The organism is Cupriavidus sp. H39, assembly GCF_050271075.1.
GTDB classification, from domain to species: domain Bacteria; phylum Pseudomonadota; class Gammaproteobacteria; order Burkholderiales; family Burkholderiaceae; genus Cupriavidus; species Cupriavidus necator_B.
The window spans coordinates 500,516-523,998 of record NZ_CP189847.1 but is presented as its reverse complement, the minus strand read 5'-3'; the positions used below and the strand labels follow the sequence as shown (position 1 = coordinate 523,998).

19 protein-coding genes and 4 pseudogenes are annotated in these 23,483 nt (G+C 63.4%); 11 read left to right on the top strand and 12 right to left on the bottom strand.

Translation table 11 applies throughout. The features are described 5' to 3' along the window. Positions 1–10 precede the first annotated feature (10 nt). The 3 genes and pseudogenes from ACOCMH_RS14880 to ACOCMH_RS14870 form a co-directional block, all read right to left on the bottom strand. Positions 11–413, bottom strand: a pseudogene (locus tag ACOCMH_RS14880) (IS6 family transposase); the annotation flags it as partial. Next, positions 413–874 (bottom strand): annotated as a pseudogene (gene bluB, locus ACOCMH_RS14875) (5,6-dimethylbenzimidazole synthase); the annotation flags it as partial. The pseudogenes bluB and ACOCMH_RS14880, both read right to left, overlap by 1 nt. A 123-nt stretch (positions 875–997) precedes the next feature. After that, entirely contained in the window at positions 998–2,233 is a 1,236-nt protein-coding gene (locus ACOCMH_RS14870; protein ID WP_427309101.1) for a tyrosine-type recombinase/integrase, read from the bottom strand. Between the two features lie 141 nt (positions 2,234–2,374). Here ACOCMH_RS14870 and ACOCMH_RS14865 point away from each other — a divergent pair, with 141 nt between their 5' ends. The 3 genes from ACOCMH_RS14865 (at position 2,375) to ACOCMH_RS14855 (ending at position 5,325) form a co-directional block, all read left to right on the top strand. Next, complete coding sequence (locus ACOCMH_RS14865; protein ID WP_427309232.1) at positions 2,375–3,586, top strand: DNA-binding protein; 1,212 nt, start codon at positions 2,375–2,377, stop codon at positions 3,584–3,586. Between the two features lie 94 nt (positions 3,587–3,680). Then, the gene (locus tag ACOCMH_RS14860) at positions 3,681–4,871 is read left to right on the top strand and encodes an H-NS family nucleoid-associated regulatory protein (protein WP_427309099.1); all 1,191 of its coding nucleotides are present in this window, start codon (positions 3,681–3,683) and stop codon (positions 4,869–4,871) included. Positions 4,872–5,055: 184 nt separating this feature from the next. After that, positions 5,056–5,325, top strand: coding sequence for an H-NS histone family protein (locus tag ACOCMH_RS14855; RefSeq protein WP_211983514.1), 270 nt, complete (start codon positions 5,056–5,058; stop codon positions 5,323–5,325). Positions 5,326–5,442: 117 nt separating this feature from the next. Here the strand turns inward: ACOCMH_RS14855 and ACOCMH_RS14850 are convergent, their stop codons facing one another. After that, positions 5,443–6,417, bottom strand: coding sequence for an MBL fold metallo-hydrolase (locus ACOCMH_RS14850; RefSeq protein ID WP_427309097.1), 975 nt, complete (start codon positions 6,415–6,417; stop codon positions 5,443–5,445). Positions 6,418–6,561: 144 nt separating this feature from the next. Beyond that, on the bottom strand, positions 6,562–7,563 hold the full coding sequence (locus ACOCMH_RS14845) for a GlxA family transcriptional regulator (RefSeq protein WP_211983511.1): 1,002 nt from the start codon (positions 7,561–7,563) through the stop codon (positions 6,562–6,564). A 279-nt stretch (positions 7,564–7,842) separates the two neighbouring features. On the opposite strand from ACOCMH_RS14845, the gene ACOCMH_RS14840 reads away from it, so the two are divergent. The 5 genes and pseudogenes from ACOCMH_RS14840 to ACOCMH_RS14820 all read left to right on the top strand — a co-directional run bounded on the left by ACOCMH_RS14840 (position 7,843) and on the right by ACOCMH_RS14820 (position 11,845). Then, positions 7,843–8,523 (top strand): M24 family metallopeptidase, encoded by a 681-nt coding sequence (locus ACOCMH_RS14840; RefSeq protein WP_211983510.1) that lies wholly within the window; start codon positions 7,843–7,845, stop codon positions 8,521–8,523. Positions 8,524–9,062: 539 nt separating this feature from the next. Next, positions 9,063–10,097, top strand: a complete 1,035-nt coding sequence (locus tag ACOCMH_RS14835) for a GlxA family transcriptional regulator (protein WP_211983509.1) — start codon at positions 9,063–9,065, stop codon at positions 10,095–10,097. A gap of 46 nt (positions 10,098–10,143) precedes the next feature. Beyond that, positions 10,144–10,410: pseudogene (locus ACOCMH_RS14830) on the top strand (aminotransferase class I/II-fold pyridoxal phosphate-dependent enzyme); the annotation flags it as partial. Positions 10,411–10,600: 190 nt separating this feature from the next. Beyond that, the gene (locus tag ACOCMH_RS14825; RefSeq protein ID WP_427309094.1) at positions 10,601–10,864 is read left to right on the top strand and encodes an H-NS histone family protein; all 264 of its coding nucleotides are present in this window, start codon (positions 10,601–10,603) and stop codon (positions 10,862–10,864) included. A gap of 69 nt (positions 10,865–10,933) precedes the next feature. Beyond that, positions 10,934–11,845, top strand: coding sequence for a LysR substrate-binding domain-containing protein (locus ACOCMH_RS14820; protein ID WP_427309092.1), 912 nt, complete (start codon positions 10,934–10,936; stop codon positions 11,843–11,845). Here the strand turns inward: ACOCMH_RS14820 and ACOCMH_RS14815 are convergent. After that, positions 11,842–13,131: an NAD(P)/FAD-dependent oxidoreductase gene (locus tag ACOCMH_RS14815; protein WP_427309090.1), complete on the bottom strand. Its 1,290-nt coding sequence runs from the start codon at positions 13,129–13,131 to the stop codon at positions 11,842–11,844. The genes ACOCMH_RS14820 and ACOCMH_RS14815 overlap by 4 nt on opposite strands. Before the next feature lie 259 nt (positions 13,132–13,390). Here ACOCMH_RS14815 and ACOCMH_RS14810 point away from each other — a divergent pair, with 259 nt between their 5' ends. After that, positions 13,391–14,386: a tripartite tricarboxylate transporter substrate-binding protein gene (locus tag ACOCMH_RS14810; protein WP_112777401.1), complete on the top strand. Its 996-nt coding sequence runs from the start codon at positions 13,391–13,393 to the stop codon at positions 14,384–14,386. Positions 14,387–14,679: 293 nt separating this feature from the next. Here the strand turns inward: ACOCMH_RS14810 and ACOCMH_RS14805 are convergent, their stop codons facing one another. The 3 genes from ACOCMH_RS14805 to uxuA form a co-directional block, all read right to left on the bottom strand. Then, complete coding sequence (locus tag ACOCMH_RS14805) at positions 14,680–16,293, bottom strand: alkaline phosphatase D family protein (RefSeq protein WP_427309088.1); 1,614 nt, start codon at positions 16,291–16,293, stop codon at positions 14,680–14,682. Between the two features lie 247 nt (positions 16,294–16,540). After that, a complete protein-coding gene (locus ACOCMH_RS14800) occupies positions 16,541–17,560 on the bottom strand; it encodes a Bug family tripartite tricarboxylate transporter substrate binding protein (RefSeq protein ID WP_427309086.1) in 1,020 nt (339 codons plus the stop codon). A gap of 46 nt (positions 17,561–17,606) precedes the next feature. Continuing rightward, a complete protein-coding gene (gene uxuA, locus ACOCMH_RS14795) occupies positions 17,607–18,647 on the bottom strand; it encodes a mannonate dehydratase (RefSeq protein WP_427309084.1) in 1,041 nt (346 codons plus the stop codon). A 251-nt stretch (positions 18,648–18,898) separates the two neighbouring features. Between uxuA and ACOCMH_RS14790 the strand changes: the two genes are divergently transcribed. Together ACOCMH_RS14790 and ACOCMH_RS14785 are read left to right on the top strand one after the other, a co-directional pair. Then, positions 18,899–19,639, top strand: a complete 741-nt coding sequence (locus ACOCMH_RS14790; RefSeq protein ID WP_427309083.1) for a FadR/GntR family transcriptional regulator — start codon at positions 18,899–18,901, stop codon at positions 19,637–19,639. A gap of 200 nt (positions 19,640–19,839) precedes the next feature. After that, a pseudogene (locus tag ACOCMH_RS14785) lies at positions 19,840–20,295 on the top strand (PLP-dependent aminotransferase family protein); the annotation flags it as partial. A 207-nt stretch (positions 20,296–20,502) separates the two neighbouring features. Here ACOCMH_RS14785 and ACOCMH_RS14780 read toward each other — a convergent pair. From ACOCMH_RS14780 to ACOCMH_RS14770, 3 genes are all read right to left on the bottom strand, one after another. Beyond that, the gene (locus tag ACOCMH_RS14780) at positions 20,503–21,324 is read right to left on the bottom strand and encodes an ABC transporter permease (protein ID WP_427309082.1); all 822 of its coding nucleotides are present in this window, start codon (positions 21,322–21,324) and stop codon (positions 20,503–20,505) included. 1 nt (position 21,325) lies between these two features. After that, on the bottom strand, positions 21,326–22,174 hold the full coding sequence (locus tag ACOCMH_RS14775) for an ABC transporter permease (RefSeq protein WP_026163914.1): 849 nt from the start codon (positions 22,172–22,174) through the stop codon (positions 21,326–21,328). A gap of 93 nt (positions 22,175–22,267) precedes the next feature. Beyond that, complete coding sequence (locus tag ACOCMH_RS14770) at positions 22,268–23,293, bottom strand: ABC transporter substrate-binding protein (RefSeq protein ID WP_427309080.1); 1,026 nt, start codon at positions 23,291–23,293, stop codon at positions 22,268–22,270. Positions 23,294–23,483 lie beyond the last annotated feature (190 nt).

The following is a 23,483-nucleotide window of genomic DNA, read 5'->3' as shown; positions in this document are numbered from 1 at the left end:
GGCCAAAACACTCCTGCTCGATCAGGTTGTTCAGGTATTTCGGTGATCGCAACGTCGTGTCCCCGGGCAGCAATTGGTCAGGCTTCATTTCGCACACCGGACGATGAGACGCCGCGTAGCCATCCAGCGTGATGGTGTTGGTGGCGAGCTCATGATGCTTGATCGCCGTCGCGAGGAAGGCCTTGGCTGCCGCGACATCACGCTTGGCGCTGAGCCGGAAGTCGACCGTCTTCCCCGCTCGATCAACGGCACGGTGGAGATAGGCCCCACTTGCCGCGGAACTTCACGTAGGTCTCGTCGACACGCCATGATCGCCCAGCCGGTCTTGCAAATCGATCCCAGCGCTTCACGAACTCCGACGTGAAGCGTTTGACCCAGCGCATGATCGTGGTGTGCGCCAGCGACAGCCCCCGACCCAGCCCACGCCGATTCCTTCGGCGCGCGCAGCAAGCCAGAGGTTCTGGATGGCGCAGGCCACCGAAGCGAGGTCCATGTCCGGCATGGTGCGCCGACCGAAGATATGCCGCTCACGTCCATCCATCAGCGTTGCCACCAGGACTTCCCCGCAGTCCAGGATGCCCTCCACCTTGAGTCGCATGAACTCGTCCTGGCGTTCGCCCAGGGCGAGCGCGGTGCGCTGGCGTTCGGCATCGACCAGCGCGTGGAGCTGCGTTCTCAGGCTCCTGTCAGTGAGGCGGAGGAAGCGCCAGGGTTGCATGAAGCCGACGCTGGGGGCGAGATGCGCAGCGTGCAACAAGCGTTCGAGCAATGCAGGATCGAGTGGGTCCGGCCGAAAGTGGCGCATGTCGCGACGCTCCCGGATGACGCGATAGACGGCGGCGATTTCACTGTCGCTGTAGCGAGATGGGTTCATGGCTGGAATAGTCTGGCGGTGGCGCTGGGGCTGGAGGGAAAGTCGCAATGCAGGTAGCTTGCCACGATGGTGCCGTGACCATAGATGGCCTTGCCCTGTGCGGTTTGGCGATGCTGGCGCATCCTAGGTCTTGCTGGTCCAACCGATGCGGTGCCGCGCTTGGGTGGCCTCATGCCGCGCATCCTCTTCGCTGTGCAGGTAGCCGCTCGTGGTGGCGATCGAGGCATGACCAAAGTTGTCGCGCACAAAGCGCAGGTCAACCTGCCGGTCGGTCATGTGCGAGCCCGCGGTGTGTCGCAGCCAGTGCGCCGAGGCACTCGCCAGGACATCGGCCTGCGCCGCCCATTCCGGCCCGCGCGCGCGCAGGCGCGCCGCGGCCATGCCAAACACCTCTTTCAGGATCAGGTGCAGCGCGCCGCGTGACAGCGGTTTCTCGCTGACCGCTCTTCCAATCACCGGCAGCACCAGTGGACGCGTCTCGTCGAGTTGCGGCGTGGGCGGAAGTCCGATGGCGCGACGGTAGCGCGCCAGTTCGGCGATCAGCTCGTCGGAGGCCGGCACCAGCCGGGTCTTGTTGCCCTTGCCGGTGACCTCCAGCCACCAGCGCTCCACGCCGGAGGCGTCGCGCCGACAGAAGAACGCCCCCATGTGGGTGCCTGTCACCTCGGCGGCCCGCAACCCGCCCAGGTAGAGCGCCGTCAGCACCCAGCGGCAGCGCGCCGCATGCAGCCGCTCGCGCTCGGTGCCTACCGGCATCGCCTCGACGGTTTCCTTGACGGTCGCCCACAGCTCGTGGCTCAGGTAACGCGTGATGCGCGGCTGCGTTGGGGCGCGCCGACGCCGGGCGAGCGCGAGCGGGTTGCCGGCCAGGTAGCCGGCCTCGGTCAGCCAGGCAAAGAGGGCGTTCAGGATGACCAGGGCGTGGCGCACGCTGGCGGGCGACAGCGGCCCGGCAAACGGGCGCCAGTCGGGGTGGTTGCGGCCGAGCTTCTTGCTGCCGGCCAGGACCCAGCGCGCGGCCGGCTGCGGGTCGGCCAGGAAGCGTTCATAAACGAGCAGGTCTTCGTGCGTCAGTGAAGACAGCGGCTTGCCAAGCTGCAGCACGGCCCACAGGAGGAGCCGCTCGACTTCGCGGCGATAGGCGGTCACTGTCGCCGGGCTATCGACGTAGCGCGCGAGCCAGGCGGTCACGGCCGCGAGGTCATCGGTCGCGGCAATCCGGGTGGCCGTGGCCGGTGCGCGGTTGCTGCCGTCGCGCCCGGACAGTGCCGGCGGCAGCCGCAGCTGCTCCAGCGGCGTGGGCAATGCGGCGACGAGGCCGGGCGTAGGCGGGGAGGGCTGATGGGCGGGGGATTCCAAGGTCGGGTCAGCGTGGGGAGCGGGGTTCGAGCCAATATTATAGACATAAGCGGACTTATGTCTAAAGTTACATGCGAATAGTTTGAGATATAACGTATTACGTAGTAATATTTGGCTATCAAAAGACACTTTTTTTCCCCGATGGCCACCGCCGACCTGGAGTTGACCGACGCTGCGCTGCAGGCCGCCATGGCCGACGACATTGCCGAGCTGCGCGGCCGTTTCCCCGAGACCCGCGCGCTGTATCGCGAGGTCTGCGGCCTGCTGTTCTTTCGCTACGGCGTCACGCCCACCGCCAACAAGCTCTACAGCCTGGTGCGCAAGGGCAGCATGGGCACGCCCGCCGAGGTGTTGCAGGGGTTCTGGCAGGAACTGCGCGGGCGCACCCGCGTGACCATCGACCATCCGGACCTGCCGGACCCCCTCAAGCAGATCGCCGCCGAGGCGGTGCAGACCATCTGGCAGTCGGCCAACGAGGCCGCGACGGCGGAACTCGCCACGCTGCGCGCGGAGGCCCGGCACGCCGCGAGCGAAGCGGAAGCCGAGCGCGATGCGGCGCGCGCGGAGACGGCCGCCGCGCGCGAGGACGCGGCGGCCATTGCCGCCCAACTGGCGGAAGCCCGGCAGGCGCACGACACCGTGCACGCGGAGCTGGCCACCGAGCGGCTGGCGCACGCCGCCACGCAGGCCCGGCTCGAGGCGGGGCGGACGGAACTCGAGGCGGGTCGGCGCCAGCTGGACGCCTTGCGCACCCAATTCTCGACGGAGCTCGAGCGGGCGCGCGAGGCGGTGACGCTCGCGCAGGAACGCGCCGAAGCCAGCGAGCGTCGCAGCTTGCGCGAACTGGACCAGGAGCGCACTGCGCGCCAGAAGAGCGAGCGCACGGCCGAAGACCTGCGCGCCGAACTGGCGGTGGCACGCAGCGAGGCGCGTGATGCCGCGGTGGCGCAGGCGGAGGGCCGTGCCAAGCTGGAAGCGCAGGCCGTGGCGCTGGCCGAGCGGCTCGCAGTGGCCGAGCAGGCGCAACGCAAGGCGGCGGGCGACCTGGACACCGTGCAGGCGGAACTCGCGGTGGCGCAGCGCCGGGCCGAGCGCAGCGAAGCGGAAGCGGCGCTCGCGCGTCAGCTGCTGGCCACCCTGCGCGTCGCGCCGCGCGAACGCGACGGCGGTGGCGCTGGTGGAAGGCGGCGCAAGGGCGGCAGTTCGGCGGCGACCGCGCCGGAAGAGCAGGGCGACGGTCAGGGGGGCGCTCCGCAGGATGAGCTGGGCGAAGAACAGGGCGACGAGCCGGGGGCGGCGCTACCCAACAATCAGGACGAAGGCAACGACGGCAGCGATGACAGCAAAGACTGAGCGGGGGACGCGATCCGCTGAAGCGAACGACACGCAAGAGACAAGGTCTCACCGTCCATGGGATAAGGAAGCGTCTGCACGTGCAGTGACTTCAATGAAGGAGAACGAATTGGCCCCAGAGCAAGTGGTTGAACCCCTTGTCGTGAGCAATGCGACGGACGGACTTGGTCAGAAGGAGCTTCCCATCGCTGAGGCGATGCGCGACGCGGATCCCGTCAGTGGTGAAGCCAGTGGTGCAGGCGTCGGTAGTGGCAGCGTTGACACTCAGGCCCAACGCTTGGACTTCTGGTCGACAAGCCGGGATAGCGGCCCGACGGCGACCGTGTCATATCGGCGCCGGCGGCCTTACGCAGCCCCGGACGCTTCAACGGAAGACGTGGCACCGGAAGCATCGATGGAAGCTGCCGCCTCGGAAACGTTGACTGGATCTGACGCGCCGGAAGCGCTTATTGAAGCCATGCCCTCGGAAGCGACCACTGAAGCCGTGGCCGAAGCTCCGGTTGAAGTCCTGGCCACGGACGAACCGACGGAAGCTGCCGCCCAGGACGAACTGACCGAAACGGCCGCCCGGGTCGCACCGCTTTACGCACCAGCTCCGGAAGCTGCGCCGGAAGAGACGCGGGCCCCGAAGCGCGGTCGGAAGCCGAAAGCGCTCACCGAAACTGCCGCTCCGGAAGCAGCGCCGGAAGAGACGCGGACCCCGAAGCGCGGTCGGAAGCTGAAAGCGCTCACCGAAACCGCCGCTCCGGAAGCTGCGCCGGAAGAGAGGCGGACCCCGAAGCGCGGTCGGAAGCCGAAAATCCTGGCGGAAGTTGCCGCTCCGGAAGTCACGACCCAAGAGACCCCAACCCGCAAGCGCGGGCCGAAGCAGATCACACTGCCTGGAGTGGAGGCTGCCCCGGAAGCACCGACTCAGAAGACGCAACCCCGGAAGCCGCGACAGGAGCAAAAAGCGCCTACCGCAACGCAAAGCCCGTCCCAATCCTCACTGCTCGCTCAACTGGCATCTGTCAATGCGCAACTTGAGCAGTTGCGAGCCACGGAAGTGCCAAAGGTCGTGGAGGAAATTCAGCAGTGGATGCAGGAGTACGACCTCAGCATTGAGGACATTGCGGGCAAGCCCAGCGTTGAGCCCGCTGCCCGCGCTGTTCCGACCAAGACGAAGGCCGCGCCGCGCCCGAAATACCGCAATCCCAAGACGGGCCAGACCTGGTCGGGGCGCGGTCGGGCTCCCGCGTGGATTGGCAAGAAGCCCGAGCGTTTCCTCATCGATCTCTTGTCCTGAACGACAGGTTGGCGGGCGCGGCCGGTCCGCCCCCCTTCGGACTAGGAAACTCGGCAGGCCGGAAGTTCGGCGGCCACTGCGTAGGAAGTCCAAGGGGAAGAGCCGGGCAACGAGCCGGGGGCGGCGGCGCTGCCTGGCAATCAGGACGAAGGCAACGACAGCAGTGACGGCAGTGACGGCAGCGATGACAGCAAAGACTGAGCGGGCGGACGCGATCCGCTGGATCCACGCGCGGATGGACGACTACGGGCTCACCCTCGAAGACCTCGACGCGGCGGGGTGCTTCGCGCCGCCGCCTCCACCCGAGCCACCTCCACCGCCCGCACCACTGGCGCCGGTGGTCTGCTACCGCAACGCGGAGGGGCTGACCTGGGACGGGCAGGGCGAGATGCCGTCGTGGCTCAAGCGGGCGGTCAATGCGGGGCAGAGCGTTGAGTTTTTCCGCGTCGGATAGCGATGTCGGTTATCTCGGCATCGGCTGCGGATCGATCTGCGGCCGTAGCCCCTTGTGATAGCGGATTCCCCATATCTTGGCACGCCCCAGTAAACTGCAGAAAAAACAAAGGGAGACCTACAAGCCGGCATAGACCATCTTTGTGAACTGGTCGCCGTTGAACACAAAATTTCCCCATTTCGCGTCGAACGCGGCCGTCGGCCTGGCCGCGATGACCTCGTCGAGCGACTTGCCTTGCTTTTTCAGGACCGCCACGTTGTTGCGTACCGTGACCAGCATGTCTCGAAACTCGACCAACTGCGTGCGCGTGCCGATCGCACCGTGGCCGGGAATGACAATGGTGTTCGCGGTGGTACGCGCGACAGCCTTGTTGGCCCATTTAATTGCGCCGTCGATACTGCCGCCGTCCTCATTGTCGATATACGGATAGAAGCCGTTCCAGAAGGTGTCGCCGAGCGCCAGTACGTCTGCGTCCTTGAAGTACACCCATAGATCGCCATCGGTATGGCCATGGCCGAAATTTTCGATTTCGACTCGGGTGCCCCCGAAGTTGAAGGTCTTCCCGTCCTTGACCAGCAGCGTTGGGCGGGCCGCTTCGGGCACCGGATCGAATGTCCAGTTCCAGGCGTTCACATGTGTGGTTTCGGTCAGATGCCTGAAGGTATTCTCTTGCGCAACGATGGTGGCGCCCGCCGCGTGCATCCACGCATTGCCATCGGTGTGATCCCAGTGCCAATGCGTGTTCACGACGAACCTTGGCGGGGCCGGGCTAATCTTCATGAGCGCTGCCCGCAGTTTCTCCTGCGATTTGCTGATACCTGCGTCAACCAGGAACATTCCTTCCTTGGCCGACAGCACTGTGATATTACCGCCGGATCCCATCAGCACGGTGATGTTTCCGCGCAAGGGTTGAACAACGAGATCGGCATCGGCGCGACGCAGATAGCGTGCCCCTGCACCGGTATGGAAGTAATCGTCTGGTGTGGCTTCGGGACTGGCGGGGGACAGACTGGCAGGATTGCCAGCGATCGCCGCGGACGGGAGCAGCGGGCTCGCCACGATAAGAGTAGATAGAAGAAGTCGCTTTAACATGAAGTCGTGTGTCTAATGCGGGGACGCGAGCCGGATTGCCTGCATCTGGGACAAGTATGGCAAATGGGGGCGAGCGACGGCGTCGCGACAGGGGGACGATTCAGGCCAAACTGCAACGCCTTCGTGCCAGCCTCAGCATTGGCGTCAACGTGTTGGGAAGACCGGGTCAGCTGCCGGTGCAGAGAAGGTGGCGCGATACTGCTGAGGAGACACGCCAAGGCGCCGCTTGAAGATCTGCCGCATATTGTGGGAATCGCTGAATCCGCATTCGTAGGCGATGCGCTTGAGCGGTGCATTGCCTTTCTCGAGCATGGCACGCGCCGCATCGACCCGAGCGCTTTCGACGAAGGCGGCGGGTGTCATCCTGGATTCCCGCGCAAAGACCCGCGCGAAGTTGCGCAAGCTCATCCTCGCAACGCCGGCGAGGACGCGAACGCTCAGCTCTTCCGACAGGTGCCCAAGCACGTATTCCTGCACCAGCGCGACCGGCGAAGTCGGCTCCGCACAGGGAGTGAGGTAGGGACTGAACTGCGATTGCCCACCCGCGCGCTGCCTGAACACGACGAGGCGTCGGGCAACGTTGAGTGCTACATCGTCGCCATGATCCTGCGCCACCAGGTACAGCGAGAGGTCAATGCCCGCCGTCACTCCTGCCGACGTATAAAGGTTGCCGTCACGTACGAAGATCCGGTCAGCCTCCACGCGTGCGTTCGGGCATAGGTTCGCAAGCTCCCCGGCATCGCTCCAGTGCGTGGTGACGGTGCGCCCGTCGAGCAGGCTTGCACGCGCGAGTGCGAAGGCGCCGTTACAGATGGACCCGTAACGCCGCGATACTGCGCAGATGCGTCGCAACCAGTCATAGACACCGGAGTTCCATATGACCTTGGGCAAGTCCGGGCCGCCGGCTGTCAAGACGAGGTCGTAACTGCTGATCACGGGATCGACGTCGCCATACGCACGATGCGCTTTGAGCAGCAATCCATTGGAGCAAGCGATCAACCCATCACCGCCTATGACGATGACTTCAATTTCGTAGCGAGCGTCCTCCGGCACGAAGCGGTTCGCCTCCGCAAACACATCCATCGGACCGCCGACGTCCAGCGCCTGCACGCCGGGGAAAACGAGGAGGGCAACAGTTCGGCTCACAGGCGCAGATGCGGAAGGCGGCGGACGAGGACATTGTTGAATGTAGAACGATATCGGAACGCCTCGGTTCGAGCCATGGCAACTCCTCTGTCATAGCCCGAATTGAACGCCTTTTGGCCCGGAAGCACCGCTGACATCGCAGCCACGCGAGACTGGCACGAAAAGCACGCAGAATGGCACTCCCCAGCGGTCTGTCTGCGCTGCCTGGAATGGCGAACGCGGGAACAATCACTGCTCGAGGTCCGAAGCTGTTTCGGCCTTCTCACAGGAGAGCATTGAATGAGCGCAGTTCCAGCATCCCTCGCCGAGCGCGTCGGCCCGGCCTTTACTGTCGATGGCATGCTTCTGGCGCGCAGCAAGACCCGCCAGGCAATCGCCGAGATCGCGGCACGCGTCACACCGGGCATGGTCGAGGAGGACGCCGTTGAGATGGCCAAGCGCGTTATGCTCGACGCAGGCCTTGTCCTCAGCTGGCATCCCACGCGTGTCCGATTCGGCCGCAACACTATCAAACCGATGAAGCTGGCGTCGGAGCCCGGCGTGATCCTGCAGGAGAACGACATCTTCTTCATCGACATCGCCCCTCGCGTGGAGGCCTGGGAAGGCGACGGCGGGGCATCCTTTGTGGTCGGGCAGCATACGGAGTACGAACGTTGTGCACGCGATGCAGAGGTACTGTTCCACGAGGTGCGCAATGTCTGGAAGCGCGATCGTCTGACCGGACAGGCGCTGTACGCCGAAGCGGACCGTATGGCGAAATCGATGGGCTGGGAACTCAACTTCGATCTGCCGGGTCACCGTGTGTCGGACTTTCCTCACGCCACGATCTATACCGGATCGCTAGCCGATTTCGAAGACAGCCCGGCGGCAATGCGCTGGATTCTCGAGATTCACCTACGCGATCCACGGAAGCGATTCGGCGCGTTCTTCGAGGACATGCTGCTGGACGAAGCGGCCTAACGATAACCTCGCTCCGAGGCTAGTCGCGTACGCGAAGTGCGGTGGAAGGCTCCATCACAAGTGCCGTGCCGTGCGCCTCCGGGACAGCGGCCAGACCACCGCGACCCGAAACCACCGTACTTTGGCTGGATTCGTTCGCCGTCTGCTACGAGAGACATGTTCCACACCGCCTAAACTGCGGTGTGAAGGCTCGTAGGTACATGCAGGGACGACGACGGGCCAATCAGCGTGTCGCTGGCCGTCTCAAAGGACCGCATAGCGGACTTTCCCTTCAAGTTTCTGGACTGAGGCCATTCATGTTCGCGCTACTTTCCGTGACGTATGTTCTGCTGGCGCTGCTCTTCGGCGGGTACACAACGTACCTCCTTGTCACACTGATTCCGGAATGCGTGCTTGAGAAGGCAAGCAAGAGTGGAAGATTTGCCGATCTGTATGACGGACCTGCAGGGCAAGCCGACCCGACCGGGGCTGACAGGAAAACGGCCAGTGCCGTTTCGTAGCTGCCGTGGTTGGAGATCACCGGAAGTGCAGGCCCGTACATGAAAACCGCAGCCATATTGATATTCCCGGAGGTTCAGGGGCTCGATGTCTCCGGGCCGCTCGATGTCTTTGCGGAAGCGAATCGCTTTCTTTCTCCAGACGATCAGTACAGCTTTGAAATTCTGGGCACAGAGAGCGGCCGCGTACGTTGCTCGAACGGCCTGGAAATCCATGCCAATCGCTTGTTTTCGGACTCGGGTGGCGCGTACGACCTGTTGCTCATTGCAGGAGGTCCTACGTTGCCTCAACAGAGCTTTGCGCCGTCCTTGTATGCGTGGTTGCGGACGGCCTTCGCAAATTCAGGATGCGTTTGCACCATCTGCAATGGCACATTTCTTTTGGCCAGAGCTGGCGTTCTCGATGGCAAGCATGTCACGACTCACTGGAACGACGCGGCCGGTCTTGCAAGGGAGTGTCCGTCCGCCTTGGTAAGTGCTGACAGACTATACATCCAGGACGGTAACCTGGTTACGTCTGCCGGAGTCACCGCCGGCATTGACATGAGCCTGTATCTGCTTGCGCGAGACCATGGTCGGGAAGTCGCCGTCAACGTGGCCAAGCAGTTGTTGCTCTTTACCCATCGCGCAGGGGGGCAGTCCCAGTTCAGTTCATACCTCAATATCTCGGCTGAGCCGAATTCATTGGTATCGCAGGTACAGCAGTACGTATTTGCCAATCTGACCGCTGATCTGTCACTCAACGTTCTGGCGAACGTCGTAAGAATGAGCGTTCGCCACTTCACGCGAACCTTCATGCGCGAGTCCAACGTCAGCGTCATGGATTTCGTCGAGGCCGTCCGGATAGATGCGGCGAGAGGCCTGCTCGAAACATCATCGAAACCCATCAAGACCATCGCGTACCAGTGCGGCTTTTGCAGCGCGCACCGAATGCGTTCGGTATTTCGGCGGCGCCTGGGCATTTCACCCCAAGACTATCGGGCACATTTTCTCGATCCATCTTCGGCGCCCCGGACGCACAGTCAGCGCCAGGTGCGTTCCGATGATCGCCTTCACGAGACGACCACAAACGCGTGACTCAAGATTGGCCGCAGCGCAATTCCTGGATGAATGGGTCTCCAGGGAGCTCTGGTCACGCATTCAGGCACGCGCGGCGCGCCGGGCGGCAGCGGCTCCTGTCGGATACCCCGATCCACGCGGCGAACCGGATTTGCGGCAGGAGATCGCGGCGTATCTTGGCGTCTCGCGCGGGCTTCGATGCAGTCCCTCTCAGGTCTTCGTCACGGCAGGTTTCTCTGGCGCGCTCAATCTCGCGATTCGCGCCCTGCGCGTGGAAGGCAGACAAGCCTGGATGGAAGACCCTGGCTTTCCGCTCACGCGTACGGCGCTCGCTTGTCCTGAACGACAGGTTGGCGGACGCGGCCGGTCCGCCGCCACTCTGACTTCTAGCAAACTAGGCAGGCCGGAAGTTCGGCGGCCACTCCCGTAGGAAGCCCAAGGGGAAGAGCCGGGCAACGACCCGGGGGCGGCGGCGCTGCCTAACAATCAGGACGAAGGCAACGACAGCAGTGACGGTAGCGATGACAGCAAAAACTAAGCGGGCGGACGCGATCCGGTGGATCCAGGCGCAGATGGACGACTACGGGCTCACCCTCGAAGAGCTCGACGCGGCGGGGTGCTTCGCGCCACCGCCGCCCCCACCGCCCCCGGCCGCACCGCCGGCGCCGGTGGTCTGCTACCGCAACGCGGAAGGGCTGACCTGGGACGGGCAGGGCGAGATGCCGTCGTGGCTCAAGCGGGCGGTCAATGCGGGGCAGTCGGTGGAGTTGTACCGGTTTGAGTAGGCCCGGTTATCCAGTACAGTTCCACAAGTCTAAGGGCAGGATGTCCTCCCTTTCTTCGATGGGCTTTCCATGAAAAGGAAACTGGGATTTCGCCACATTGAGACAGTCCACGCTATCGTTCTGACCGGATCGGTGACGGGAGCAGCGACGCGCCTGCATCTCACGCAACCGGCGATCAGCAACATCCTGCGTGATGCTGAAGAGCGCCTTGGTTTCCCGCTATTTGAGAGGCGCGGCGGACGTCTGTTACCGACCCCCAGTGCAGATCGACTGTTCGAGGAGATCGAGCGTTCCTTCATCGGTCTGGATTCCATTAACGCCTGTTGTGAACGTATTCAACGCAATCAGCTCAGGCACCTGTCGGTTGCCTGTACCCCTGCCTTTGCTGCTGCCGTATTCCCGAGGCTGGCAGCAGGGTATATGCACCGCTTCGCGGATGTATTTCTGTCAGTCCATTCCCGCGACGCACACCATGTTGCCGCCTTAATCAGCTCCAGAAAGGCTGACATTGGTTTCGCGCTTGAGGTACCGCCTGTGCCTGGCGTGGAGAGCGCGGTGATTGCCGAGCTCCCGATGCTGTGCTATCTGCCGCCCGACCACCCGCTCGCCCGACAGGATGAGGTTACCCCAGCGCAATTGCTGGGCGAGCCGATGATTTCCCTTTCGAGTATTGAGGGTATCGAGGAACTGGTGGCAGCCTCGTTTGAAGACTGCGGCGCCACGCCGGCTCCGGTGGCAGAATGCCCGGCCGCGATCGCTGCTTGCGGGATGGTGGCGGGGGGTATTGGATTTACGCTATTTGATTGCCTGCCGGCACAAATCTTCGACCCCGCTCGCCTGAGCGTGAGGCGGTTTGCGGGGTCGCGCCGGCTGACATACCGGGCTTACTGGCCAAAGTCCAGGGCAGCAGATTTCGACCCCGACCCGCTGGTCACGCTAGCGCGCAACATCATGGCAGAGATGGCCGGCCAAGATGTCTAGCGAAAGCGCGCCAGCCGGTAAGGTAGCGGGTCAACTGGGGCGGGACCGCCAGTAATAAGATGCGTGATCAGCCGGCCGGTGATGGGTGCTCCGGTCAGTCCTGTGTGGCCGTGGCCACTCGCAATATAAAGTCCCGGATGAGTAGGAGCTTCGTCGATGATTGGCACGCTGTCTGGCGTAGAGGGACGAAGCCCGAACCATGTGCTGGCGCCGCTCGTAGCAATGCCTGGAAACAGGCTCCGAGCCGTAGCGAGGATGGCTTCTGCCCGTCTTTCGTCGGGCGGATGCCGCAGGCCCGCGATCTCGACGGTGCCTGCGAATCGCAGGCCGCCGTCCATTGGCGTCACAGCAACGGCCTTATCCTTGTAAATAAAGGGATAAGGCACCGTGACCCCAGGATCGGGCAGTTGCACGTGGTAGCCGCGTTCCGCCTCAAGAGGTAGTCGAATCCCGAGCGGTCTCAACAGTTCGCCGGAGAATGCACCGGCGGCCACTACTACGCGCTCCGCGCGGTCGTCACCAAGATTGCTCCACAGCCGGAATCCAGTGCCATCCGGTTGCAGCTTCAGGATTCGCCGCTGCAGGATGCGGCCGCCTTCGCGTTCGAACCGGGCGGCCAGTGCTCCAGTCAGGCGCAGCGGGTCCACTGTGTGTGCGTGCCTGGGGAAGCGTATGCCACCGCGCACGTGGCCGGCCAGGCCCGGCATCATCGTCCGAATCTGTGCCGCGCTCAGGCTTTCGTACATCACGCCCTGCTGCCGGCGCAGTTCATCCACGAACCGGTCGGTCCGGGACCGGCCGTTGCTGGCTGACCACAGATGCAGCTGGCCGCCAGCCCTGATCAGTTGGTCGCATTCATCCGGGCCAAGGAGTTCACGATAGGCTTGCAAGGCTGGCGCGTGCAGGGCAGCCAAAGCGCGTGAAGCCTGTATTACGCGCCCGCGATTGCTGGCGCGCAACCATGCAAGCAGCCATGGGGCGGCCCGTACCAGATGCGGTGGATGAATGGCGAGTGGCCCGCTGGGATCCAGCAGCCAGCGCGGCAATTGCCATGCCATTCCCGGTAGCGCGATCGGGACACAGCTGTCGACGCTGATCAGCCCGGCATTGCCGTACGATGCACCGCCTCCCGGGGCGAGTGTGTCGTAAATGGTGACTTTGCCTCCGGCGCGCTGCAGCCACAAGGCGGTACACAGACCGACGATGCCAGCGCCGACGACGACGATCCGGCCAGCGCTGGTATTGGACGGCACAGAGGATGCCGGAAGATGCGGATTTGAGTGCATGCGTGAGTGCCAATAGGGTTGGGCAGCCGTGCCCCGCACAGGATCGGCGATGCATCGACTCTGGCACCCATGTTGCGGGCGAATGCGAAATCTGGCGATTTCGCATTCGTGATAGCGTATTTGCAATCGTGATTCGACAGGGCCCTCAATAACCTCCGATGATTGGCTGACGCGGCCTGGATCGGCGAGTGGCGGGCAGATGCCCCTCGGTCCAGTAGCTCGCAAAAGCATCCAGACAAACCGATGGGGGAGAGCAAGCATGTCGAGCAAAGTAAAACGAATTGGACGGCGCCGTATCATCCGCGGTCTGGCAGCGGCGGGACTGGCTGTGGGCCTATGCGTGACGCAGTCTGCCTATGCGGAAGCGCCGGCACGCTTTATCGTGCCGTTCCCGGCCGGTGGGGCCGCCGATGCCATGGCACGCGTCTTGGTGGAAAAGCTTAGAGGCGAGCTTAAGCAGACCGTGATCGTGGAGAACCGTCCCGGTGCCAGCACGCGCGTGGCGGCGGAAGTCTTGAAGCAGGCGCCGCAAGACGGCAATACGGTGCTGATGACGTTACACGATACGATGGTGATTGCGCCCCTGGTCTACAGCAATCTTCGTTATGACCCCGACAAGGACTTCGCGCCCATTACCGAGGTGGCTGCCCTTAACTATGGACTGGCGGTGAGCGCGAGCTCGCCGTATAAAACCCTGGCTGACTACGTCAAGGCCGCAAAAGCCGACCGCAACGTGGCGACAGTCGGCGTGTCCGGACTCGGCTCTGCACTGCACTTTGTTGCATTCGAGTTCACAAGGCGTTCCGGAGGCGATTTTTCCATCGTGCCGTTCCAAGGTGGCCCGGCGATGGTGACCAATCTGGTCGGCAATCAGATCGGCTCGGCAGTGGATGGTCTCGGCGTGTTTGTGGAACAGCATCGGGCGAACAAGGTCCGTGTGCTGGCGGTGTCGGGTAAACAGCGAAGCAGCCAGCTTCCCGATGTTCCCACCTTCAGTGAACAGGGCTACGCCTCGTTGGTGGTTGGCTCGGGCTATGCGCTCTACGCGCCAGCCGGCACCCCGCCAGCGCAGGTGTCACGCTGGAACGCAGCAATGCGCAAGGTGCTGGCCATGCCGGATGTCCGAAGTCGCATCCAGAACATCGGGTATGAGCCGCTCGCGGGTTCGACGCCGCAAGAAGTTACCCTGCTGAGGAAGCGGCTGGTGGAATTTTGGACTCCGATCGTCCAGACCGTGGGTTTCAAGGGCGATTAAGCGCCAGGACCTCGACACGGCGAGCGGTGCCCTCAAGGCCGTAGCCGAAGAGTCTCTACCAGCCGTATGCGAACGGCTATATCAAGACCCGGAAGCGCCAGCCGACCACTGGACTACTGTTCCTGGCGGGGCTGCTGGTGATCGCCTTCCTGATGACTTTCTTCATCCGCATCGATGAAGGCGGGCAGGGCGCGGAAGGGGAACTTGCCGGGAGCAATACATAAGGTTGCCGGGGCCGCGGCGCAAGTCCCGATTGGCGCGCAGGGCTGGTGGCAGCACAATCCGCGGTCAGGCTAGCTGGCTGACACAAGCTGCACGCCGGGCCGCCGGTCCTCCACCACAAACGCCCCCTGCGTGCCGACCGCGCTGTCCGCGCGCGTGACGTCTTCCACGGCGCGCAGCGTGGCGGCCCATCGTGCCGGCGTGGACTCGACCACGGTGTAGCCGCGCTGGTCCGGCCGCGCATGCACGATATGCGGATTGTGGGCCATGATTTTTGCGGCGCTCTCCATGCTGCTGCCCGAGGCCGAGGCGATGGAGGTGGTGCAGAACTCGCTGGCGATCACTTGGGATGACGGATCGCTGAAGTCCGCCAGCACATTGCAGGCGTAGTGCTGGTGGATATCGCCGCCGATGAACACGGTATTGCGCGGCGCCGCCGCCGCGATGCTGCCGAGCAGGCGCTGGCGCGCGGCCGGATAGCCGTCCCAGGTGTCGCTGTGGAAGGCTTCCTGCGGCGGCGCCTTGTAGTTGCGCCGCGAGAAGATGGTCTGCTGCGCGATCGCGCTCCAGCGCGTCTGGTCGCGCTGGTCTTGCACCAGTCCCTGTGCCAGCCATTGTTCCTGCGCGCTGCCCAGCATGGTGCGGCGCGAGTCGCCGAGCGCGCTGCAATCGCCTGGGGACACGGAGCCCTTGCGTAATTGCCCCGGTTCGCGGCAGGGCTGGAGATCGCGATACTGACGGTCGTCCAGCAGATGGAAATCGACCAGCCGGCCCCAGCGGTGGCGCGCGTGGATGCTCAGCGCATCCAGCGTGCCAAGTCCCGCCATGCCATGCACCAGCGCGCTCGCGCGGATTGGCATGTTTTCGTAGAACGCCTGGTAGCCGGCCGTGAGCCGCGCGAGAAACGCGGCCGCTGGCTCGCTGCCCGCGCGTCCCGCATAGTCGTTCTGCACTTCATGGTCGTCCCAGGTTACCAGCCAGGGGCACGCGGCATGCATGGCCTGCAGCAGCGGGTCGCTCTTGTACAGCGCGTAGCGGTCGCGGAAGTCCTGCAGGCTGGTCGCGGTGGGCAGGCTGTGCGTGCGCGGCAGGTGCGCGCGCGCGTTGGCCGGTACCGCGGCTTCGTAGATGTAGTCGCCCAGGAATACCACCAGGTCCAGGTCTTCCTGCCGCATCTGCCGGTACGCGGCGTAGTGGCCTTGCTCCCAGCGCTGGCAGGAGGCAAAGGCAAAGCGCACCCGCGGCGCCAGCGTGTCGGACGCCGGCGCGGTGCGGGTGCGCGCCGGCGCGGTGACTGCGTCGCCGTGCATGAAACGGTAGAAGTACCAGCGGTCGGGGCGCAGCCCATCGACTTCCACATGAACGGAATGGCCGAGTTCTGGCAGCGCCTGCGCCTGGCCGCGGCGCACGATGCGACGGAATGCTTCGTCCTCGGCGACTTCCCACCGGACGGTCAGTGGTCCCTGCAGCGGGCTGGTGCCCTGGGCGTCGGCCTGCGGCGTGCCAGGGATCGCGCCTTCGAGCAGGCGCGTCCACAGCACGAATCCGTCCGGCGCCGGCGCGCCGCTGGCCACGCCCAGCGAAAACAGATCGCGCTCGCGCAGGGTGGCGGAAAGGGCCCAGCGGGGCAACTGGGTGGCAAGGGCGGAGGCCGCTGCCAGCTTCAGGAAGGTTCTTCTTTGCATGCCGGTTCCGGGATATCGGAGTTCGTGACGCGCTGTCGATGTGCAGAACTATAGCGAAGCGGGTCAGCCGGTTTCGGCTATTCAAAAAGTCGTCTTGGGTGCGCTTGGTCGGCCTTGGCGACAGACGACGGCCGTGCGGTCCATGGCCCTCCCGGGGCAAGGCAGCCGTCGTTCTGCTGACCGGCCACGAACGTCGCTTGGCTCGTAATTCCGGCAAACAGGCCGGCATTCACCGGCCTGCGCAGCCTTAATCAGCCGTGATGTTGTTGGCCTTCACCACCTCGCCCCACATCTTGTAGTGGGTGCGGGTCAGCGTTGCGAGCTGCTCGGGCGTGCCGCCGCCGGGCTCGTCGCCGCGGTCGACAATGCTCTTGACCACGGCCGGGTCCTTCAGCGCCGTATTCAATGCGGCGTTGGCTTTCTTGACGATGTCAGGGCTTAGGCCCGGCGGTCCGTACAGGCCGATGAACGAGATGATGGTGAAGTCCTTGATGCCGCTCTCGGTGGCCGTTGGCACGTCCGGGATCATGGCCACGCGCTTGGGTCCCGTGACCATCAGCGGCCGCAACTGGCCCGACTTGATGAAAGGCGCCACGACCGACGTGGCATCGAACATCGCATCCAGGCGTCCGGCCATCAGGTCGACCATGGCCGGGCTGCTGCCCTTGTAGGGCACATGGTTCATCCTGGGGCCGCCCATGCGCTCGCGCAGCAGTTCCATCGTGACGTGCGGCAATGCGCCGGTACCGCCCGAGCCATAGTCGACGGTCTTGCCCGACTTGTCGCGCGCCTTGACCTCCTCGACGAACTGCGCGTAAGTCTTGATGGGCGAACTGGCGGGCACGACCAGGACCAGCGGCGACTGCAGCATCGTGCCTATCGGCGTCAGCTTCTGCGGATCGACGATGCCAAGCTTGGTGTAGACATGCGGCATGATCGTCATCGAGCCGTTGCCTACCAGAAGCTTGTTCCCGTCGGGCGCCGCGCGCATGACCTCAATGGAGGCGATATTGCCGTTCACGCCGGCCTTGTTGTCGATGACAAACGACTGCCCGAGCGAACTCTGCAGGCCGTTAAGCAGCGCACGTCCCGCAAAGTCGGTCTGGCCACCGGGCGGAAAGCCAACCAGCAGTGTCACCGGCTTGGTTGGCCAGGTGGTCTGCGCCCACACGGCGGTCGTCGCAAGCGCGCCAAGGCCGAGCACAGCGACGCTCAGGATCAATGCGGAACGGCGCGAATTCACGCGCGATTTCATAGTGATTGTCATGACAGGTCTCCGATTATGTTTTAAATGGACCGCAGTCCATGGCGCTTCAGGTCGCCTTTTCCATCGCTTCCCACATCCCGCTGATATAGACCGCGCCGAGTGCCCGGTCATAGAGGCCGTATCCCGGCTTGCCCGTCTCGCCCCAGATCATGCGGCCGTGGTCGGGGCGGTAATAGCCCTGGAAGCCGACGTCGTGGTACGCCTTGACGATCGCGGCAATATCCAGTGATCCGCAGCTCGACAGGTGGGCGGTTTCCTCGAAATCGCCTTCCGGAGTGATCTTGACGTTGCGGATATGGGCGAAGTGGATGCGTCCCATGCCGCCGAACTCGCGCACCAGCGCCTCGACGTTGTTCTGCGGGCCGGCGCCAAGCGAGCCGGAGCACAGCGTCAGACCGTTTGCCGGCGTGTCGACGATCCCCAGGATGCGTGCCAGGTCGTCGCGGTTCTTGACGATGCGCGGCAGTCCGAAAATGGGGCGCGGCGGATCGTCCGGATGAATGGCCATCTTGATGCCGCACTCCTGGGCCACCGGAATGATCGCGCGCAGGAAATGCTCCAAGTGCTCCCAGAGCCTGCCTTCGTCGATACCACGATATTCGGCCAGCAGCGACTGCAGTTCTCCTGGCGCGTAGCTGGAATCCCAGCCGGGCAGGGCGATACCCTGGCTGACGTCGATCTGTTCGATCTCGCGGGTGCTGAAGGCAAGGCAGGTCGAGCCGTCATCGAGCTTTTTTGCCAGTTCCGTACGGGTCCAGTCGAACACCGGCATGAAGTTGTAACAGATGACCTCGATGCCCGCGGCGGCAAGGTTCCGGATGTTCTGCTGATAATTGGCGATCAGCCGCTCGCGCGTCGGCTTGCCGAGCTTGATGTCCTCGTGGACCGGAACCGACTCCACCACCTTGAACTGCAGTCCCGCCGCCTCGATGGTGGACTTGAGCGCCAGGATCTTGTCCAGCGGCCATACCTCGCCAACCGGTTCGTCGTAGATGGCGGAGACGATGTGGGTCATGCCCGGGATCTGCCGGATGTATTCGAGAGGGATTGGGTCGGTCGGGCCAAACCAGCGGAACGACATCTTCATGGGTGGGCTTCCTTGGGGACTCTGATGAAGGGGCAGAAAGGCGATCCGGCCCGAACCGGGCGCGCATGGCCGGTTTGGCCACGCAGCATTGGTGTACCGGATTTGGGCTATTTGGTTCACCAATTATGAAGAGGTTGCCCAATTTTGTCGTCGTGGTTTACCATGGTGTGCATCAGGCACTGCCCCGCCATGCCTTCTAGTGGCGAGTGGTCAGTCGGTGATCACATTGGGTAGCCGCCGCCTTACCTGCGATGCCACATTCCACCAGCGATCTAGTAACCCGTCCGACAGTCGAGTACCCGCCAGCGGCCAGCGACCGTTCGTACCTGAGCCTGGCCAGCCAGGTACAGGCATTGATCGCATCCGGAGAGTTCTCCGCCGGCATGCGGCTGCCATCCGAACGCACGCTGGCCGAGCGGTTCAGCGTCAGCCGTACCCTGGTGCGCGAGGCCATCATCGCGCTGGAGGTGCAGGGGCTAGTCGAAGTGCGCGGCGGCTCCGGCATCTACGTCTGCGCAGAAGCGCCCGCGCCTGGTCGCGACCCGTTCGAGATGCCCTGGCGGCCAGGGCCGATAGAATCGCTGCGCGCCCGAGTGCTGATCGAATCGGAAATCGCCGGCCTGGCGGCCAGCGAGCGTAAGGACGGCGACCTTGACCGTATGTTCGCGGCCCTGAGCCTGATGCGCGAGCACATGGACGACAAGCAGGCCAACGAGGCGGCGGACCGGCAGTTCCACCTGTGCCTGGCCGAATCGACCGGCAACAGGATCCTGCTGCATATGGTCACCGCACTGTGGGACAGCGGGCGCAGCGATCCGCTATGGGGCAAGATTGAGGAACACTTCCATACCACGCGGCTGCGGGAGGCATCGCAGGAAGACCATCAGCAGATCTTCGCGGCGGTGATGGCGCGCGACGCGACAGCGGCGCGGGCGGCAATGCGTAACCACCTGGAGAGGGTGATCAGTGAGTTCACTCAGGCGTGGCGTTGAGCGATAGCCCGTTGGGCCAATGGGGAATTTGTTGCGCGGACCGCTCAGGTCAGGCGTGGGGTAAAAACCGCCGGTCGCGCGGAAAGTGCGTGTTGCCGGTGCGGAAATATTCGGCCCTCGCTGCGGCTGGTGCGGACGGTGGGTAGTTCTTGTAGTTATTGATTGTAAGGAAATTCATCTCCCTTACAAGGCGTAGGTCGTTGCCGCGCAGCCTGGCCGGCGCCTTCCAGACCGCGCACGCCGAGCTGTACCGGGCCGGCCACCTGAGGACGCAGGCAACCGTCGCCGAATTCATGCAGGCCGGTGACTATGCCGCCCACATCCGTCGCATGCAGCCGCTGTATGCCAGGCGGCGGGGCATCCTGGCCGCATTGATCGAGCGCTACCTCGGCCCCGGCGCGCTGCACGAGCACGGCAGCAACGCCGGCCTGCACCTGGTGCTGCGGCTGCCCGACGATGCCGATGACGTGGCCATTGCCGCTGCCGCCGGGGCGCGCGGCATCGTGGTGCGAGAGCTGTCGCGCTATTTCATCGGCGATGCCGTGCAGCAAGGCCTGCTGTTGGGGTACGCGTGCGTGCCCGACGAGGACATCGCGCCTGCCTTCGAAAGGCTGCTCGAATGCCTGCCGCGCGGCGCCGGCTTGCATAGCCGGTAGAAAAGGCTCCCATCCGCGAAGAACCTGTCCTCCGATCGGAAGGAGAGCGTCAAGAACCTTGGGATTCCGGCTTCAGCCATCCGTCCTGACCGGTCGAGGAGCTCGGCCAGGTCAGCAGGCATTTCCGTCGTGCAGGCGGCTTGCTCGCGCCAGAATTCCGCACCAAAAGTACGATGACCCCGGGATGGCAGCCGGCGCGCATGCCGGTCAATGCCCTTCCTCGATATTGAGGATTTTCCCCAAGCCCAGAAAATAGTTCGCAAAGGCAAGCACGCTAGCCGTCACGGCAATATAGACGACTGACAGCGCAGCCAGCGTCGGATCGGCAAACTCCCGGACATAGTTGTACATGGAAACGGGCAGTGTCTGCGTGTCTTGCGTTGTGACGAAAAGCGATGCGGTGAATTCACTGAACGACATGATCGCCGCAAACAGCCAGCCGCCAAACAGCCCCGGCGCGAGCAGCGGGATCGTAATTGTGAAAAGCACCTTCAGCGGCGACGCGCCGAGGCTTGCTGCCGCCTGTTCAAGCCTTGCGTCCAGGTTTTCCATGGAAACATAGACGCTCTTCAGCACGAACGGCAGCACCAGCATCACGTGACACAGGATGACGACGTCATATGAGCGGTGTATGGAGGCCTGTGACACCAGGATGAGCAGGCCCAGCCCCAGCGTGAAGTGCGGCACCACGAGCGGGGAATGCAGGAGGGCCAGCAGCGTTTGCTTGCCGGGGAATTCCAGCCGTTTGACGGCAATAGACAGGCAGGTACCGATCACCAGCGCAATGAACGAGGACCATCCGGTGATGACGAGGCTGGCACGGAATCCATCCTGGAAATCCGGATAACTGAAGACGCGTGCAAACCATGTCAGCGAATAGGATTCAGGCGGGAACGTGATGATCGCCTTTTCGTTGAAGGCGGCGATCGTCACCACCACGACCGGCAGCAGCACGAATGCAAGCAGGATGGCGACGAGCAGGGGGCCCGCGACACGCAGCGGCAAGGGCAGGGCGCTTTTGATTCTCATTTTAGTGGCCTCCAACGGCTTTCAGTCGCTTGGTGAACAGCCCCAGGGAAAAGAGCGCTGCGGCCGTGAGCAGCAAGCCCATCACACTCAGGCTGGCCGCCAGCGGGAAGTTCATGGAAGCAAAGCCAAGCTGGTACACCAGCGTCGAGACCGTCGGCACGCGGCCTCCGCCAATCATCTGAGGCGTCGCAAAGGCGCTGAAGGTCCAGGCGAACGCAGTTGTGATGCCAGCCAGGATACCCGGCATCGAAAGCGGAAGCGTGACCGTGAGGAAGGTCCTGACCGGGCCGGCACCCAGGCTCTGGGCGGCTTTTTCGTAGTCGCGGTCGATATGCGAAATTGCCGTGGCTAGCATCAGGACCACGACGGGAATCGTTACGTGCACCAGCGCGACCAGCACGCCCAGGTGTGTGAACATGAGTTCCAGTGGCCAGTCGATCAGGCCGAGCTTTCGCAGCGTGCCATTGATGAAGCCATTGCTGCCCAGGACGGCGATCCAGGAGTAGGTCCGGACGATTTCCCCCAGAAACAGGGGCGTGATGGACACCACGAGAATGAAGGACTTGAGCGCCCGGCTCCTGACGCGCACCAGGGCATAGGCCAGCGGGTACGCAACCAGCAGCGAAAACACGGTCGTCTCCACGCTAAGCCACAAGGTGTTGGAGAACGCGTCGAGATAAATCGACTTGGTCAGGTCGCTGAAGTTGGCGAACGTGAATCCGCCGACATCCAGGGAGCCGGGCACATACGCCCGGAAGCTGAACTGCAGGACCGCAATCAACGATACTGCAATGCACAGCGCGACAAGTACTGCTGGGGAGACCAACCAGGCTCGTGAATCGGGGCGCATTCTTAAACCTTATTCCAGATGCTCAATCGGCGAGGGAGGATCGGCGCGGTGCATTGCCGCGGCGACCCTCCCTCCATACTCTTACTGTCGGGTTCAGTTCATGACGTTTTCAGTGAACCACTTGCGCCATTCCGCAGTCTTCTCGGCGCGCAGCTTGTGGTCGACGAGGATGGCCTTGTCCCACTGCTCCTTCGTTGTGAACACGCCGGGCAGCTTGGCGTCTTCAGGCGAAACCTTGGCGTCGTCGACGACGGGGCTAGCCTTCTTCAAGGCCACGATCTTCGACTGGACTTCCGGGGACAAGGCGATGTTCATGAACTTGTAAGCCAGATCGGCCTTGGTGGAGCCCTTCGTGATGGCCATGGTATCGATGCCGAGCACCGCGCCCTCCTTGGGCGTGACCAACTTGACGGGAACGCCTTGGCTGATCATGTGATAGGCGTTGATCGACAGAATGACCTGCACGGGCGTTTCGCCGGTGGCGATCAACTGCTGCGCATTGGCGTCATTGGTATAGAACGCCTTGAAGTTTGGCTTGAGCGCCTTGAGCTTGTCCTGCCCCTTTTCCCAGCTTTGCGCATCGCCACCCGACAGCATGGCCGAAACCGCGACCACATGGCTCGGATCGAAGTCGGGCACGCCGATCTTGCCTTTCAGGGCAGGGCTCCACAGGTCGTTCCAGCTCTCGAACTTGACGCTGGGCGGCACCAGGTCGGCGCGATAACCGATGGTGTAGACATAGGCCCAGCTGCCGATGTGATACGGGCTGATCCTGGCGCGCTCGACCAGATGCTTGTAATTCGTAATCTTGCTCGTATCCAGCTTTTCAAAGAGATTGCCGTTGGCGTAGAGCCAGCCGACGTGGGAAGTCGTGAAGGTAACGTCGCTCTCGGGCTTGGAGGCAAGCTTCGCCTTGTTCAGGCGGTCGATGGTGCCGCCCGTGATGTACTTGACCGGCACCCCGGTTTGCCGCGTGAATTCCTTGCCGATGCTTTCATCGATGAGGTCGCGGAAACTGCCGCCCCAGGTACTCACCACCAAGGCTTCCTGGGCCCATGCCGCGGTACTGCCAAGCGTGGCGGAGAGCGCGCAAAGTGCCAAAAGCTTGCGAATCGTCATTTACTAACCCCCAATCGAAAAGATAAATATCTGATAGAACTGGAAATACGCTGGAACGTGCCACCGGGCAATGCAATCACAAGAAGAGATGCGTTGCTGACGCAATCACGTTGACGCAATGACTTCGAATTACGGAGCCTATGATGTGAAAGTCGTACCAGGCGGCCAAGTCGGCTTTTTCGTAGGGGTG

Bases quoted from the DNA above. Each gene is read 5' to 3' on its own strand.
- ACOCMH_RS14835 (WP_211983509.1), top strand. From the start codon at position 9,063: ATGAAAACCGCAGCCATATTGATATTCCCGGAGGTTCAGGGGCTCGAT.
- ACOCMH_RS14860 (WP_427309099.1), top strand. From the start codon at position 3,681: ATGAAGGAGAACGAATTGGCCCCAGAGCAAGTGGTTGAACCCCTTGTC.
- ACOCMH_RS14850 (WP_427309097.1), bottom strand. From the start codon at position 6,417: ATGTTAAAGCGACTTCTTCTATCTACTCTTATCGTGGCGAGCCCGCTG.
- uxuA (WP_427309084.1), bottom strand. From the start codon at position 18,647: ATGAAGATGTCGTTCCGCTGGTTTGGCCCGACCGACCCAATCCCTCTC.
- ACOCMH_RS14865 (WP_427309232.1), top strand. From the start codon at position 2,375: ATGGCCACCGCCGACCTGGAGTTGACCGACGCTGCGCTGCAGGCCGCC.
- ACOCMH_RS14790 (WP_427309083.1), top strand. From the start codon at position 18,899: ATGCCACATTCCACCAGCGATCTAGTAACCCGTCCGACAGTCGAGTAC.
- ACOCMH_RS14855 (WP_211983514.1), top strand. From the start codon at position 5,056: ATGACAGCAAAGACTGAGCGGGCGGACGCGATCCGCTGGATCCACGCG.
- ACOCMH_RS14780 (WP_427309082.1), bottom strand. From the start codon at position 21,324: ATGAGAATCAAAAGCGCCCTGCCCTTGCCGCTGCGTGTCGCGGGCCCC.
- ACOCMH_RS14815 (WP_427309090.1), bottom strand. From the start codon at position 13,131: ATGCACTCAAATCCGCATCTTCCGGCATCCTCTGTGCCGTCCAATACC.
- ACOCMH_RS14775 (WP_026163914.1), bottom strand. From the start codon at position 22,174: ATGCGCCCCGATTCACGAGCCTGGTTGGTCTCCCCAGCAGTACTTGTC.
- ACOCMH_RS14840 (WP_211983510.1), top strand. From the start codon at position 7,843: ATGAGCGCAGTTCCAGCATCCCTCGCCGAGCGCGTCGGCCCGGCCTTT.
- ACOCMH_RS14770 (WP_427309080.1), bottom strand. From the start codon at position 23,293: ATGACGATTCGCAAGCTTTTGGCACTTTGCGCGCTCTCCGCCACGCTT.
- ACOCMH_RS14810 (WP_112777401.1), top strand. From the start codon at position 13,391: ATGTCGAGCAAAGTAAAACGAATTGGACGGCGCCGTATCATCCGCGGT.
- ACOCMH_RS14800 (WP_427309086.1), bottom strand. From the start codon at position 17,560: ATGACAATCACTATGAAATCGCGCGTGAATTCGCGCCGTTCCGCATTG.
- ACOCMH_RS14820 (WP_427309092.1), top strand. From the start codon at position 10,934: ATGAAAAGGAAACTGGGATTTCGCCACATTGAGACAGTCCACGCTATC.
- ACOCMH_RS14805 (WP_427309088.1), bottom strand. From the start codon at position 16,293: ATGCAAAGAAGAACCTTCCTGAAGCTGGCAGCGGCCTCCGCCCTTGCC.
- ACOCMH_RS14825 (WP_427309094.1), top strand. From the start codon at position 10,601: ATGACAGCAAAAACTAAGCGGGCGGACGCGATCCGGTGGATCCAGGCG.